General features: G+C 65.5%; 14 protein-coding genes. 12 read left to right on the top strand and 2 right to left on the bottom strand.

Features of this window, described 5'->3' with window-relative positions; all coding sequences use genetic code 11:
• Nucleotides 1-20: 20 nt before the first annotated feature.
• From neuB to IC762_RS24830, 8 genes are all read left to right on the top strand, one after another.
• Nucleotides 21-1,103 carry an N-acetylneuraminate synthase gene (neuB, locus tag IC762_RS24865; protein WP_195784843.1) on the top strand — a complete coding sequence of 361 codons (1,083 nt, stop codon included), beginning with the start codon at nt 21-23 and terminating at the stop codon, nt 1,101-1,103.
• Complete coding sequence (locus IC762_RS24860) at nt 1,100-1,729, top strand: acetyltransferase (protein ID WP_195784842.1); 630 nt, start codon at nt 1,100-1,102, stop codon at nt 1,727-1,729. Before neuB ends, IC762_RS24860 begins: the two co-directional genes overlap by 4 nt.
• 6 nt (nt 1,730-1,735) lie before the next feature.
• Entirely contained in the window at nt 1,736-2,776 is a 1,041-nt protein-coding gene (locus IC762_RS24855) for a nucleotidyltransferase family protein (RefSeq protein WP_195784841.1), read from the top strand.
• Nucleotides 2,773-3,585, top strand: coding sequence for an SDR family oxidoreductase (locus IC762_RS24850; RefSeq protein ID WP_195784840.1), 813 nt, complete (start codon nt 2,773-2,775; stop codon nt 3,583-3,585). The genes IC762_RS24855 and IC762_RS24850 overlap by 4 nt, the downstream gene beginning before the upstream one ends.
• A gap of 63 nt (nt 3,586-3,648) precedes the next feature.
• Nucleotides 3,649-4,803, top strand: a complete 1,155-nt coding sequence (locus tag IC762_RS24845; protein ID WP_246801205.1) for an N-acetyl sugar amidotransferase — start codon at nt 3,649-3,651, stop codon at nt 4,801-4,803.
• Nucleotides 4,804-4,839: 36 nt separating this feature from the next.
• Nucleotides 4,840-5,478, top strand: a complete 639-nt coding sequence (gene hisH / locus IC762_RS24840; protein ID WP_195784838.1) for an imidazole glycerol phosphate synthase subunit HisH — start codon at nt 4,840-4,842, stop codon at nt 5,476-5,478.
• On the top strand, nt 5,478-6,254 hold the full coding sequence (locus IC762_RS24835; protein WP_195784837.1) for an imidazole glycerol phosphate synthase cyclase subunit: 777 nt from the start codon (nt 5,478-5,480) through the stop codon (nt 6,252-6,254). The genes hisH and IC762_RS24835 overlap by 1 nt, the downstream gene beginning before the upstream one ends.
• A gap of 4 nt (nt 6,255-6,258) precedes the next feature.
• Entirely contained in the window at nt 6,259-6,924 is a 666-nt protein-coding gene (locus IC762_RS24830) for a serine acetyltransferase (RefSeq protein WP_195784836.1), read from the top strand.
• Between the two features lie 58 nt (nt 6,925-6,982).
• Here the strand turns inward: IC762_RS24830 and IC762_RS24825 are convergent, their stop codons facing one another.
• Nucleotides 6,983-8,296, bottom strand: coding sequence for an aminotransferase class III-fold pyridoxal phosphate-dependent enzyme (locus IC762_RS24825; protein ID WP_195784835.1), 1,314 nt, complete (start codon nt 8,294-8,296; stop codon nt 6,983-6,985).
• A gap of 143 nt (nt 8,297-8,439) precedes the next feature.
• On the opposite strand from IC762_RS24825, the gene IC762_RS24820 reads away from it, so the two are divergent.
• From IC762_RS24820 to IC762_RS24805, 4 genes are all read left to right on the top strand, one after another.
• Entirely contained in the window at nt 8,440-10,161 is a 1,722-nt protein-coding gene (locus tag IC762_RS24820) for a hypothetical protein (protein WP_195784834.1), read from the top strand.
• A gap of 226 nt (nt 10,162-10,387) precedes the next feature.
• Nucleotides 10,388-11,449 (top strand): Gfo/Idh/MocA family protein, encoded by a 1,062-nt coding sequence (locus IC762_RS24815; RefSeq protein ID WP_195784833.1) that lies wholly within the window; start codon nt 10,388-10,390, stop codon nt 11,447-11,449.
• Nucleotides 11,446-11,913 (top strand): acyltransferase, encoded by a 468-nt coding sequence (locus IC762_RS24810; RefSeq protein WP_195784832.1) that lies wholly within the window; start codon nt 11,446-11,448, stop codon nt 11,911-11,913. Before IC762_RS24815 ends, IC762_RS24810 begins: the two co-directional genes overlap by 4 nt.
• Before the next feature lie 10 nt (nt 11,914-11,923).
• Entirely contained in the window at nt 11,924-13,021 is a 1,098-nt protein-coding gene (locus IC762_RS24805) for a DegT/DnrJ/EryC1/StrS family aminotransferase (protein ID WP_195784831.1), read from the top strand.
• On the opposite strand, the gene IC762_RS24800 is transcribed toward IC762_RS24805, so the two are convergent.
• Nucleotides 13,018-14,202: a glycosyltransferase family 4 protein gene (locus IC762_RS24800; RefSeq protein ID WP_195784830.1), complete on the bottom strand. Its 1,185-nt coding sequence runs from the start codon at nt 14,200-14,202 to the stop codon at nt 13,018-13,020. The two genes, IC762_RS24805 and IC762_RS24800, sit on opposite strands and share 4 nt — an antisense overlap.
• Nucleotides 14,203-14,286: the final 84 nt, after the last annotated feature.

Genomic DNA, 14,286 nt, shown 5'->3' with positions numbered 1-14,286 from the left:
CGCGTCCCGCGACAAACCCGATGCATCGCCGAACCCTGATCATTGCCGAGGCTGGCGTTAACCACAACGGCGATCCCGCGCGGGCGCTGGCGCTGGTGGATGCGGCGGCGCGGGCCGGCGCCGACGTCGTCAAGTTTCAATCGTTCCGCGCCGACAAGCTCGCCACCAGCGAGGCGGCGAAGGCAAGCTATCAGCAGGTCACGACGGGGACCGAGCAGTCCCAGCTCGAGATGCTGCGCGCGCTCGAGCTGTCCGAAGATGACGAGGCGCGGATCGCGGCCGCGTGTGCCGCCGCTGACATCATCTACATGTCGACGCCGTTCGACGCCGACAGTGCGACCCATCTGGTCCGGCGCATCGGCGTCTCGACGCTGAAGGTCGGTTCCGGCGATCTCACCAACGCACCGTTGTTGCTGCATCTGGCGCGCTTCAGGCTGCCGATCATCCTGTCGACCGGCATGGCGACGCTCGCCGAAGTCGAGCAGGCGCTCGGCGTGATCGCTTTCGGCTATCTCCGCGATGCCGGCGCGCGGCCGACGCCAGCCAATCTCGCCGACGTGCTGCTCGACCGCGCGGTGTGGGACGAACTGCGGGCCAAAGTCACGCTGCTGCATTGCACGACCGAATATCCGGCCGACCCGGCCTCGATCAATCTGCGTGCGATGGCGACGTTGCGCGACGCGTTCGGACTTGGGGTCGGCTTCTCAGACCACAGCCGTGGCATCCATGTCGCGGCCGCAGCTGTCGCGCTCGGCGCCACCGTGATCGAGAAGCACCTGACGCTCGATCGCAATCTGCCGGGTCCCGATCACCGCGCCTCGATCGAGCCGGACGAGATGGCCGCGATGGTCGCCTCGATCCGCGACATCGAGGCGGCGCTCGGCGATGGCCGCAAGGTGCCGGCGCCGGAGGAGGTACCGAACCGCGCGGTGGCGCGCCGCAGCCTCGTGGCGCTGCGTGCGGTCAAGCGCGGCGAACGCTTCACCGAGGACAATCTCGGCGTCAAGCGCCCCGGCGGCGGCGTTCCGCCGATCGAATATTGGAGCTATCTCGGCCGCGCCGCGCTGCACGATTACGCGGCCAATGAGGCGCTGGAGCCATGAGCCTGATCGTGCTTTGCGCCGGCGGCCATGCCCGCGTCGTCATCGAGGCCTTGCTGAGCCGCGGCGTCAGGCCCACGGCCGTGACCGACCGCGACGCCGCGCGGATCGGCCAGTCCATCGGCGCCGTTCCGATCACCGGACCTGACGAAGAAATCCTTAAAATGGACGTCGCGTCGGTCGAACTGGCCAACGGCCTCGGCAACCGCGCCTCGCGCTCCGATTCCGGGCTCGCCGGCCGGCGCGCGCTATTTGGCCGTTTTGCCGAGCTGGGCTACAGGTTTCCGGTGATCTCGCACGCCTCCGCCGTGATCGCCTCCGATGCCGTGCTCAGCGACGGCGCGCAGGTGATGGCGGGAGCGGTGATCCAGCCCGCGGCGCGGATCGGCCGCAACGCGCTGGTAAACAGCCGCGCGGTGGTCGAGCATGATTGCGTGGTCGGTGATCACGCGCATATTGCTCCCGGGGCCATCCTGTGTGGCGGCGCGTCGGTTGGCGAGGGCGCGCATATCGGCGCCGGAGCGGTGATCTTGGTTGGCGTCAACGTGGGGGCGGGATCGATCGTCGCCGCCGGCGCCGTGGTTGCAAAGAATATTGAGGCGGGCGCCTTCGCCGGCGGCCGGGATTGAATTGCCATGAACGGGGTGTTTGTCGTCAGTGAAGATACGCCTTTGATCGAGACGCTGCGGCGGATCGACGAGGGCAATTTGCAGCTTGCCGTCGTCGAGCGCGACGGCAGGATCGTCGGCACCGTGACCGACGGCGACGTGCGGCGTGCGTTGCTCGGCGGTGTCGCGCTCGATGCGTCGGTCGAGCTTGTGATGAACCGCAAGCCGATCACCGCGCCGGCCGGCATCTCCAATCCCGCGGCGCTGAACCTGATGCGCAAGTATTCGATCCATCAGTTGCCGATCGTCGATCCCGAAGGCCGGGTGATCGAGGTCAAGCTGATCGACGATCTGGCGCTCGCCCAGCAATCCGATCACTGGGTGGTGTTGATGGCCGGTGGGCTCGGCTCGCGGCTCAAGCCCTTGACCGACGAGATTCCGAAGCCGCTGATCCGGGTCGGCGACAAGCCGATCCTGGAGACGGTGCTCGGCGGCTTCGTCAAGGCCGGCTTCGGCAAGTTCTTCATCTCGGTGAACTACAAGGCCGACATGATCCGCGACTATTTCGGCGACGGTTCGGCCTGGGGCGTCGAGATCAACTACCTGCAGGAGAATGAGCGGCTCGGCACCGCCGGCGCGCTGTCACTATTGCCCGAGCGGCCGAAGCAGGCGTTCTTCGTCATGAACGGCGATCTGCTCACCACGGTGAATTTCGAGCAGCTCCTGAAATACCATCACCAGCATCAGGCATTCTCCACGGTCTGCGTGCGCGAGCATTCGGTGACCGTGCCGTTCGGCGTGATCGACTTCGACGATCATCGCCTGGTCGGCATCCGCGAGAAGCCGACCCAGAAGTTCTTCGTCAACGCCGGGGTCTATCTGCTCGATCCCGGCATGCTCGATCATCTCAAGCCCAACGAGGCGGTCGACATGCCGACGCTGATCGAGCGCACCATCGCCGACGGCAAGCAATCGGTGGTGTTCCCGCTGCGGGAATACTGGATCGATGTCGGCCGTCTCGACGATTTGCAGCGCGCCTCCGACGAATTCCAGAGGATCTTTGGATGAGCACCGAGCGCTCGCTGCGAGAGATGATGTCGCTCGGCGGGCGCGTCGCGCTCGTCACCGGCGGTGCCGGCCATATCGGCCGTGCGATCGCCGACGGGCTTGCCGAGCTCGGCGCTAATATCGCGCTCGTCGACATCGCGGAGTCCGCCGGCGCCGATGCCGCGGCCACGCTGGCCGAGCGCTGGTCGGTCAGCGCCGAGGGTTTCGCGTGCGATTTCGAGCAGTCCGCCGCCGTGCATGAGCTGCCGCGCCGGGTGCGCGACAAATTCGGCCGCATCGATGTCATCGTCAATTGCGCCGCCTTTGTCGGTACCAGCGGGCTCGAAGGCTGGGCGGTGCCGTTCGCGCAGCAGTCGGATTCGACCTGGCGGCGGGCGCTCGAGGTCAATTTGACTGCACCGTTCATCCTGGTTCAGGCGGCGGCCGAGGACCTCGCGGCATCGGGCCATGGCAGCGTAATCAACATCTCCTCGATCTACGGGCTCGCCGGGCCGGACTGGCGGCTCTACGAGGGAACCAGCCTCGGCAATCCGGCGGCCTATGCGGCGAGCAAGGGCGGCCTGTTGCAGATGACGCGGTGGCTTGCCACCACCATGGCGCCGCGGGTCCGGGTCAACGCCGTCGCGCCCGGCGGCGTGTTCCGCGCCACGCCGGAGCCGTTCCTGAGCCGCTACGTGGCCCGCACGCCGCTTGGCCGGATGGCGACCGAGGACGACATGAAGGGCGCCGTCGCTTATCTGGCGAGCGACCTGTCGGCCTATGTCACCGGCCAGTGCATTGCGGTCGACGGAGGCTGGACGGCGTGGTAAGCCGTCAACAAAGTCCATGCAATTGCGAGAACTTTCGAAATGTTGAGCTGTAGCAAGTGCTTATTGCCGGAAACGGCCGAAGCGACATCGTTCGACGACGCCGGCTCGTGCAGCGTCTGCCGCCAGATCGAGGTGCGTGACACCCAGATCGACTGGGATGACCGTTACAAGCAGATGCAGGAACTGGTCAGCCAATACCGCGACAAGGGGCTGTACGACTGCATCGTGCCGTTTTCAGGCGGCAAGGACAGCGTGTTCCAGCTCTGGTACGTGGTGCGCAAGCTCGGCCTCAAGCCGCTGGTGGTGCGCTTCGACCACTGGTTCTACCGGCCGCTGGTCGAAGAGAACAACACCAGCGTGTTCAAGCAGCTCGGCGTCGACGTGCTGAACTTCACGCCGAACTGGCACGTGGTGCGCGAGCTGATGCTGGAATCGCTGAAGCGCCGCGGCGACTTCTGCTGGCACTGCCATACCGGCATCTATGCCCACACCATGCAGATCGCGATCCGTTACGAGACGCCACTGCTGTTTTGGGGCGAGAGCCTGGCCGAATACCAGTCGTTCTACTCCTATGACGAGATGGAGGAGGTCGACGAGAAGCGCTTCAACCGCGCGATGAATCTCGGCATCACCGCCGACGACATGTACGAGTTCCTCGGCGGCCGCGTCGCCAAGCGCGACCTCTACCCGTTCGTCTATCCGCCGCGCAAGGATCTGATGCGGATCAAGTGCCGCTCGATCTGCCTCGGCAGCTACATCAAGTGGGACACCAGGAAGCACGTCGAGATCATCAAGCGCGAGCTCGGCTGGAAGGGCCAGGAGGTCGAGGGCATTCCGCCGGAATTCGACTATGAGAAGATCGAGTGCTTCTTCCAGGGCGTGCGCGACTATCTGAAATACATCAAGCGCGGCATGGGCCGGACCAACCATCTCGCCAATATCGACATCCGCAACAAGCGCATGACCCGCGAGCAGGGCGAGGCGCTGGTGCGCGAGTTCGACGGCAAGCGGCCGCCGAGCCTCGACCTGTTCCTCGACTATCTGCAACTGACCGAGGAGCAGTTCCTCGGCATTGCGATCAAGCACGAGGTCAGCCCCTGGCAATTCTCCCCGAACAAGGTCGAGCCCGGCCGGCGCATGCCCGACATGGACAAGTGGAACAACACCCACGTCGCGTGGCCGAACCATCCGGGCGTCGAGATCGGCGGCAAGGGCTAGTCGGACCGGGCCGCGGTGCGCGGCGGGAGCGGGGCGATGTCACACGTTGCGATCGTCGACTACGGCATCAACAATGTGCGGTCGGTGCGCAACGCCGTCGAGTATTGCGGCTTCGACCCCGTCGTCACCCATGACGAGGGCGCGATCGCCGGCGCCTCGCATGTGATCTTGCCCGGCGTCGGCGCATTCGGCGACGCCATGAGCAACATCCGCGCCCGCGGCATCGACGCGATGCTGGAGCGCCATGTCCGCGAGAAGGGCAAGCCGTTTCTCGCGGTCTGCCTCGGCATGCAACTGCTGGCCAACACCTCCGAGGAGCACACCGATGACGGCGTGCGGCATCGGGGGCTCGGCTGGTTCGACGCCGACGTGCTGCGGCTTTCGCCGAACGATCCGTCGCTGAAGATCCCGCATATGGGCTGGAACATGGTGGCGAAGCAGCGCAGCCACCCGATCCTCGCCAACATCCGCGAGAACAATCTGGCGTTCTATTTCGTCCACAGCTTCGCGATGCGCTGCAACGCCGAAGCCGACGTGGTCGGTTACGCCCAATACGGCCAGCCGGTCACCGCGATCATCGCCCGCGACAACATCGCGGCGACCCAGTTCCATCCGGAGAAAAGCCAGGACAGCGGCATCGAGCTGGTCGGTAATTTCCTGCGCTGGAATCCCTGATGCTGAAGAAGCGCCTGATTCCGAAATTCCTGCTGCGCGACGGCAGGCTCGTCAAATACACCCGCTTCTTCGAGAACGAGCGCGTCGCCGGCAATCCGGTGACCACGGCCAAGGTCTACAACGATTACGGCGTCGACGAACTCATCGTGCTCGACATCGTGCCGAGCGCGGCCTCGCGCAGCCGCGTCGTCGAGATCATCGAGCGGATGTCGGAAGAGATCTTCATGCCGTTCACGGTCGGCGGCGGAGTCAAGACGCTCGACGACGTCAACATGCTGCTGCGCGCCGGCGCCGACAAGGTCTCGGTCAATTCGGAGGCGGTGCGCCGCCCGGGATTTTTGCGCGAGGCGGCGCGCACTTTCGGCGACCAGTGCATGACGGTCTCGATCGACTACAAGATGACCGGCCCCGGTGAGGCTCGTGTGTTCATCGACGGCGGCCGCGAGCAGGTTGCGCTCGATCCGGTTGAGTGGGCCAGGCGCTGCGAGGATCTGCATTGCGGCGAGGTGCTGCTCGGTTCGATCGACCGCGACGGCACCATGTCGGGCTACGACCTCGACGTGATCCACGAAGCGTCGCGCGCGCTGAGCGTGCCGCTGATCGTGTCCGGCGGCTGCGGCTCGCTGCAGCATGCCATCGACGCGCTCGAGGCCGGCGCGTCGGCGGTCGCGATCTCGTCGATGTTCCTGTTCACCGATCACAGCCCGATCAAGCTGCGCAGCCATCTGTTCTCGCGCGGTCTCGACGTGCGCGCGAGCTCGTCGAGCAGGAACTAGCACCATGCAGCTCTCGCTTGGCCGTAACGAACTGGTGCTCTACGTGCAGAAGCAGTTCGAGAACCTGTTTCCCGATGGCGCCGATCTCGGCGATTTGCCGGGATTCATCGACAAGGCGCTCGGCCGGGTCGAGCATTGCTTCTCTCGGGTCAGGCTGAAGGGCTTCTCTGCCAATGGCGAGGCGTGGTTCTCGCACCGGCATTCCGACCAGTATGCGATCTTCCTGTATTACCTCGCCAACACGGCGTTTCGCGAGAAGCCGGGCCATCCGATCGCCGACAAGGCCTATGCGCTGAACAAGGCGCTGCACGGGCTCGATGCGTTCTACGAGGTCGAGCTGCCCGACGTGTTCGCGGTCCAGCATCCGGTCGGCACCGTGCTCGGGCGCGCCAGCTATGCGGATTATTTTCTCTGCTATCACAACTGCACGGTCGGGGCGAACCTCGACAACGACTATCCGTCGTTCGGCCGCGGCGTCGTCATGTATGGCGGCGGCCGGGTGATCGGCAAGACCGCGGTCGGCGACAACAGCTTTGTCTCGACCGGCGCGATCATCATCGACGGCGGGGTGCTTGCGGCCGACAGCGTGCTGCACGGGATCTATCCGAATGCGCGCCGTTCGCCGACGTCGCGCAACGTGATGCGCGGCATCTTCGGGATTACGAGCTAGATTTTGGACGCGTTTTCTTGACGCGAACCGGCATCCACTTCGCTCGAAAACGCGCTGATCAGGTCAGCCGCTTGAAGCCGGAATGCGCGACCGGGCCGCGCAGCAATTGCTTGACCGCCTTCTGGTCGACTGCGGAGCGCAGCTCGCGGAACACCTCGTTCACCGCCTCCAGATAGCGGTCGACATGGGCGTCGGTATGCGCCCACATCGCGTAGAACGAGCCGGTGGCGAAGATGCCGCGGTCGAGCATCATCTGGGTGAACAGTGTGCGGACCTCCTGCGCCTCGGGTAGCTCAAACGCAAAGTGGCCGAGCGGGGAGATGCCGGAGACGTGCACGGGGAGGCCGTTGGCCTGCGCCGCTTCGGTCCAACCCTTCTGCACGCGGGTGCCGATCCGCATCAGGTGCCGGGCGACATTCTGCTCGCGATGCTTGCGCAGCGTGGCGAGCGCTGCCACCGGACCGACGCGCTCGGTCCAGGCGGTCGAGCTGACGAAGGTCTCCTGCGCGGAGTCCATCACCGATGCGCGGCCGACGATCGCGGCCATCGGGAAGCCGTTGGCGATCGCCTTCGCGAATACCGCGATATCGGGGTCGACGCCATAGGCGAGATGCGCGCCGCCGGAATTGATCCGGAAGCCCGACGTCACCTCGTCGAAGATCAGCGCGGCGCCGCAGCGGTCGGCGAGCGCGCGGATGCCCTTGATGAAGGCGGGCTCCGGCTCGCTCGAGCGCACCGGCTCCATCACGATCGCGGCGAGCCGATCGCCATGCGCGGCGACGATCGCCTCGATCTCGTCGAGCTTGTTGAAGTGGAATGGATGCATCAGGCCGGCGAGGCCGCGCGGCACGCCCTTGGTATCGAGGCCGGGCAGCAGATGGCCGTCGAGCGCCGTGGTCTCGCCGAGATTGGCGCTGAGATACCAGTCGTGCCAGCCGTGATAGCCGCAGAATGCCACCATGTCGCGGCCGGTCGCGGCGCGCGCGATCCGGATCGCGATCGCCATCGCCTCGCCGCCGGCGCGGCCGAACCGCACCATGTCCGCCCATGGATGCAGCTCGACCAGGAGCTCGGCGAGCTCGATATCCTCGGCACAGTTCAGGGTCGACATCGAGCCCAGGTCGATCGCGGTCTTCACGGCCTGATCGACGTCGGGATCGGCAAAACCCAGGATGGTGGCGCCGATGCCGCAATAGCTCATGTCGAGATAGGTCTTGCCGTCGAGGTCGGTGACCTCGGCGCCCTTGGCCGATTTGAAGTAGCTCGGCCACTGCTCGGGCAGGAACATTTCCGGCCGCTTCGACAGCAATTGTGTCCCGCCGGGGATCACCTTGCGGGCGCGCCGGTAAAGTGTTTGTCCTGTTCCCGACATCCCAATTCTCCCGCGGAAAGCACCGGGCTGAATAACCCATGGCTTGGCCCCCGGCAAGGCTGTCGGCCTCAGCGCCTGATCCTGGCGCCTCAGCTTGAAATCGTGGCGCAGGACTGCGAGAGACAGCGAGGCAAGCGGGCAGGGTGACCGACCATATGATCAGCGCACAGGGCGAGAAGCGTTTCCAGGCGGCGGGCAGCATCGCCTTCGTCTGCATCGTCCTGCTGTGGCTCGGCCTGTCGGTGCTCGCGGTGTCGCGGCAGGGCACCTGGGCGGACGAGACCGCCTACATCCTGAAATCGTGGTGGTACATCAGCGGCGCGGTGCGTCCCTATTCCGCCGAGGACGCGACCTGGTATCAGCCCCTGATCTATTACGTGATCGGGATCTGGCAATGGATGTTCGGTCACGGCGTCATCGCATCACGTGTGGTCGCCGTGCTGTTCACCGCGATCAATATCGGCCTGCTCGCCGGCCTGCTGCGCCGATTGAACTGCGGCATCTGGCCGATGCTCTTTGCGGTGATCGTCTTCGCGCTGACCGAGGACAGCGTGTTCTACTTTAGCAGCGCGACCCCGTTCGCGTTCTCGATCTGCCTCCAGCTGATCGCGCTGCATCTGACGCTGTCGATGCGCGGCAAGGCCGGTTACGCCGTCGCCATCGCACTCGGCGTCGTCTTGACCATGATCTATTTCATCAGGGTCAACCTGGTGTCGTTCATTGCCGTGATTCTGCTGATCGCCTGGGTGAGGGCCGGCCGCGATCGCTGGCGCGTCTATTTTTGCGCTGCGGCCATCTTCATCGCGACATGGGTCGCGCTGGCGTCGATCTGGGGCAGCCGCTTCATCTATGTCTCGCTGTGGTTTCCGATCGTCACGGACTGGCTGTCGCGTGCCGGCCTGATGCCGTTCCCGCACGCAATGACCCTCAGCCAGCAGTTGCTGCTGCTCGACAGTCCGACCCGTACCTTGCCCCAGTTGCTGGCCTACATGTTCGGCGCGGACATCATGCTGAACTGGCTGGTGGCGCACCATGTCCTGCCGCTCGCCGCAAGCATCTTCGCGCTCGGCACGCTGGCGGTCCGCGGCATGCCGAACCGGGGATGGATCGCGGTGTTCCTCGCCGCCTACGTCTTCCTGCTGCTGTTCCATCACTTCGGCGCGCAATCCTATTGCCCGATCTGCATCCAGGGCTATGCGAACTATTTCGACTATTTCGGCGCGCTCGCGGGCGCGCTTGCCTTGAGCGGATTGTCGGAACGGGTGCAGCGAAGTGAGGTCAGCGGCATGGTCTTGATCGGCGCGGTGGCCGGCTCGCTGGTGCTGGCGTCGCTGCAGTCCTGGTACCTGTCGGGGAGCAACAGGCTGCCGTCGATTCGCAATCAGGCGACCGCGCTTCCCGGCGAGGTGCGTCGGATCGCCGACGCTCTCAAGGGCCATCTGCCGGCCCATTCGCTGGTGGGGCTGGTTGGCTCGGACCCGAGGATTCCGCTCGCACTGGCCGAGGCCGACATGCGGATCCCCCCGGTCGCGCTGGCGCTGAACTCGTTCTACCGCAAGCTCAACGACAATCTCACCGCCGAGCAGAAGGCGGTGACGACGGCCGAGATCGGCGAGCTGTCGCTATGGACCGATTCGACCGCCGTAGGCTGGATGCGCAATGACTATGAGTTTCTGGTCGTGCAGCGGCGGCCGGACAGGTTTCCGTCCTGGCTGATCTGGGCCCCGGACGCGCCGCTGGTGGCGCACGGACTGACGAAATGCTTCGAGCGGGTCGACGCGCAGGCGTTCGACGACGCAACGCCGCCGCTCTCGATCGAGCTCTATCGTCGCACCGGCCGCGGCGATGCCTGTGTCGGCGACTGAGTGGCCGCGCTGCCCACACCGCTCCGGCGGGCTCGTAGGTCGGAAATCCCGGCCGTCGGCTGGCCGAGGGCGCATATGCCTTGCCTTGCTCCGAGTTTTCCGAGTAATGGACGGTATCGCGCGGCCCCAACAGGCCGCTTGTTCCCTCGGCTGTTTGGCCGGTTGCGATGGCTGGCGATGAGCCAGGGACCATAAGCCAAGGACCATAAGAAGACAGGGCCTGTGCATGATCAGATTTGGCCTGCTCGGTTGCGGGCGCATCTCCAAGCGTCACTCCGACCTTCTGGGCGGCAATCACATCGAGGGCGCGAGCCTGGTTGCGGTCTGCGACCCCAATCGCGCCCGTGCCGATGCGGTCGCTGCCAAGTTCGGCGTCGCGGCCCATTACGACATGGACGAGTTCCTGGCGCGCAAGGACATTGACGCGGTCGCGGTGCTGACGCCGAGCGGGTTGCACCCGGTGCATGTGATCGCCTGCGCCAGGGCCGGCAAGCATGTCGTGGTCGAGAAGCCGATGGCGCTCCGCCTGCAGGATGCCGACGACATGATCCGGGCCTGCGACGAGGCCGGCGTCAAGATGTTCATCGTCAAGCAGAACCGCTTCAACGTGCCGGTGGTCAAGGCGCGCGAGGCGCTCGATGCCGGCCGCTTCGGCAAGCTGATCCTGGGCACGGTGCGGGTGCGCTGGTGCCGCGATCAGGCCTATTACGACCAGGACGATTGGCGCGGCACCTGGGCCTATGACGGCGGCGTGCTGACCAACCAGGCCAGCCATCACGTCGACATGCTGGAATGGTTCTTCGGCGATGTCGTCAGCGTCCATGCCCGCGCCGCCACCGCGCTCGCCAAGATCGAGACCGAGGACACCGCGGTCGCGACGCTGAAATTCAAGAACGGCGCACTCGGCATCATCGAGGCAACCACCGCGGCGCGCCCGACCGATCTCGAAGGATCGCTCTCGATCCTCGGCGAGCGGGGCACGGTCGAGATCTCCGGCTTTGCGGTCAACCAGATCCGGCACTGGCGCTTCGTCGACGAGCTGCCGTCCGACAAGGACGTCGTCGAGAAATTCTCGGTCAATCCGCCCAATGTCTACGGCTTCGGCCATCAGGCCTACTACCATCACGTGGTCGATTGCCTGGTCAACCAGCGCGCCGCGCTGGTCGACGGGCTCGAGGGCCGCAGGAGCCTCGAGCTGATCTCCGCGCTCTATGAATCGATCGAGACCGGCGCCGAGGTTTTTCTGCGCTTCACGCCGCGGCTGAGCCGGCTGGGTGTCGTCTCGTGAACCGGCCCGAGGTGCACCAGTCCGGCGTCCGAGACGTCACTTTCGGTGCGGGCGTCAAGATCGTCGAGCCGTGCAATCTCTACGGCTGCACGATCGGCGACGACTGCTTTGTCGGGCCCTTCACAGAGATCCAGAAGGGCGTCGTGATCGGGGTGCGCACCCGCGTGCAGTCGCATGCCTTCGTCTGCGAGCTGGTCACCATCGGCGACGACTGTTTCGTCGGCCACGGCGTGATGTTCGTCAACGACACCTTCTCCACCGGCGGTCCGGCGCGCGGACGAAAAGAGCTGTGGCGCGAGACCGTGATCGGCAACCGGGTGTCGATCGGCTCCAACGCGACCATCATGCCGGTCAGGATCGCCGACGACGTCGTGATCGGCGCCGGCTCGGTGGTGACCAAGGACATCACGACATCAGGCACGTATGCCGGCAATCCGGCACGCCGGCTGTTGGCGAGCCAATAGGGGATATCCAATGCCGGTGCCGTATGCCGATCTGCAGCTGCAATATCAGAGCATCAAAAGCGAGATCGATGAAGCGATCGCCGGCGTGATCCGCGACAACGCCTTCATCCGCGGCAGCTATGTCGACGCCTTCGAGCGGGAGTTCGCCGCGGCCGCAGAGGTCAGCCATTGCGTGTCCTGCGCCAACGGCACCGATGCGCTTTACCTCGCGATGCGGGCGTTGAAGGTGAAGCCCGGCGACGAGGTGATCACGACGGCGCATTCCTGGATATCGACCGCCGCGATGATCACCCATTCCGGCGCCACCGTCGTGTTCTGCGACACAGACGAGACGACGTTCACGATCGATCCGGCGGCGATCGAGGCCGCGATCACGCCGCGCACGGTCGGCATCATCCCGGTGCATCTGTACGGGCAGCCCGCCGACATGGACGCGATCATGGCGATCGCGAGCAAGCACAAGCTCTGGGTGATCGAGGATTGCGCGCAGGCGCATCTGGCGCGCTACAAGGGCCGGATGGTCGGCACGTTCGGTGAGGCCGCGACCTATTCGTTCTATCCCGGCAAGAATCTCGGCGCGATGGGCGACGCCGGCGCCGTCGTCACCAACGACGCCGCGCTCGCCGAGCAGATGGCCATGCTGGCGCGCCATGGCGGCCTGGTGAAGCACCAGCACCAGATCGAGGGCGTCAACAGCCGGCTCGACGGCATGCAGGCCGCGATCCTCTCCGCCAAGCTGCCGCATCTCGCCGACTGGACCGAGGCGCGGCAGCAAGCTGCCGATGTCTACGACGCCGGTCTCAACCAGATCGAGGACGTCGTGGTGCCCGAGGTCGCACCGGGGCGCAGCCACGTCTATCACCTCTACACGATCCGGCATCCGCGCCGTGAGGCGCTGGCGGCGCATCTTGCCGCCAACGGCGTACAGACCGCGATCAACTATCCGACCGCGCTGCCGTTGCTTCCGGCCTTTGCGCGGTTCGCGCACCGTCCGGAGCAGTTCCCGAACGCGCATCGCGACCAGGGCGAGATCCTCTCGCTGCCGATGTTCGCCGAGATCACGCGGGCCCAGCAGGACGAGGTGATCGAGCTGGTCCGGAAGTTCTAGCTTGCAGGTTTGATGCCTGCGATCACGTCGCGGTAGCGTGCCAGCGCCGTCTGCTCGGTGAATTTCTCGGCCGCCACCGCCGCTTGCCACCCCATCCGGGCGACCGCGCGCAGATCGGTTGCGGCGGCGCGGACCGCCTCGGCGAGGCGGGCAGGGTCCTCCGGCGGGACCACCCAGCCGATCGTTTCCTCAGTGACCTCGATCGCGGCCTCCGAATGCTCTTCCGCGCCGACGATGACGGCGCGTCCGATTGCCAGCAGATTGTAGAGACGGCTGGGAATCGACACGCCGGCCATGTTGCGGCGATAGGGAATGGTCCAGACGTCGGCGGCGGACAGGAACTCGACCAGCTGCTCGGCTGGCACCGGATCGCGCAGCGTCACGTTGGGCAGCTTCTCGGCAGCCTGAAGATCCTTCAGCTGCTGCCAGCCCACGCCCCAGCCCGACAGCAGGAAGTGGATTCCGGCGTCGTCGCGGACGATTTTGGCCGCTTCGAACACCGTGCGCGGATCGTGCGTAAAGCCGAGATTGCCTGACAATCCGACCACCAGATGCGCGCCGTCGCGCGGCCTGAACTGATTCGACGGCGCCAGCTCGCGATAGCCCGTGGCGAGAAATGTCCAGTTCGGGATGAAGTGGAGCTTGTCCGCGGTGACGCCGCGGTATTTCATCAGAAGCGGTGGGACATCGCGTCCAATGACCACGATGGCATCGAGCGCCCTGAACATGATGCCGTTGAGGCAGCGCAGGACCTTGTTGAGCGGGGATGCCGAACTGATGAAGCCGGAGGCTTCGAGGACCTCGGGATAGAGATCATAGATCAGGAGCGCGGTGGCGGCGCCGCGCAGCCGGGCGGCAAGCACGACGGCATAGGGCAGCGTGAACGGCGTCGTCACGCAGAAGACCAGGTCATTCCTGCGGGCCTTGCTCAGCACGGCCCAAAACATCGATGCGGCGAGACCGAGCACGGCGAGCGCCCGCCAGATCACGGCCTGCTTTCCCGGCTGCGGGCTCTTCAACTCGACCACGAACGGATTGGCGCGCACGCCGTCCGCGGGGGAGGCGGACCCCTTCTGGGCCGACAGCACCACGACCTCCGCATCTTCGGCGAAGGCTCCGGCAATCTTGCCGAGATAGGTGGCCGTCGTCGTCGTATCCGGCGGATAGAACTGGGTGGCCAAGACGACCCGTTTGAAGGTGTTCCGGTTGGTTGGCTTGGGCAGCTCGGACGGCATCGCGGTCGGGCGCTCTCGTGGGGTGACGGT

It is taken from the genome of Bradyrhizobium genosp. L (assembly GCF_015624485.1).
Taxonomy (GTDB): domain Bacteria; phylum Pseudomonadota; class Alphaproteobacteria; order Rhizobiales; family Xanthobacteraceae; genus Bradyrhizobium.
The sequence above is the reverse complement of the archived record's forward strand: the minus strand, read 5'-3'. Positions and strand labels throughout refer to the sequence as shown.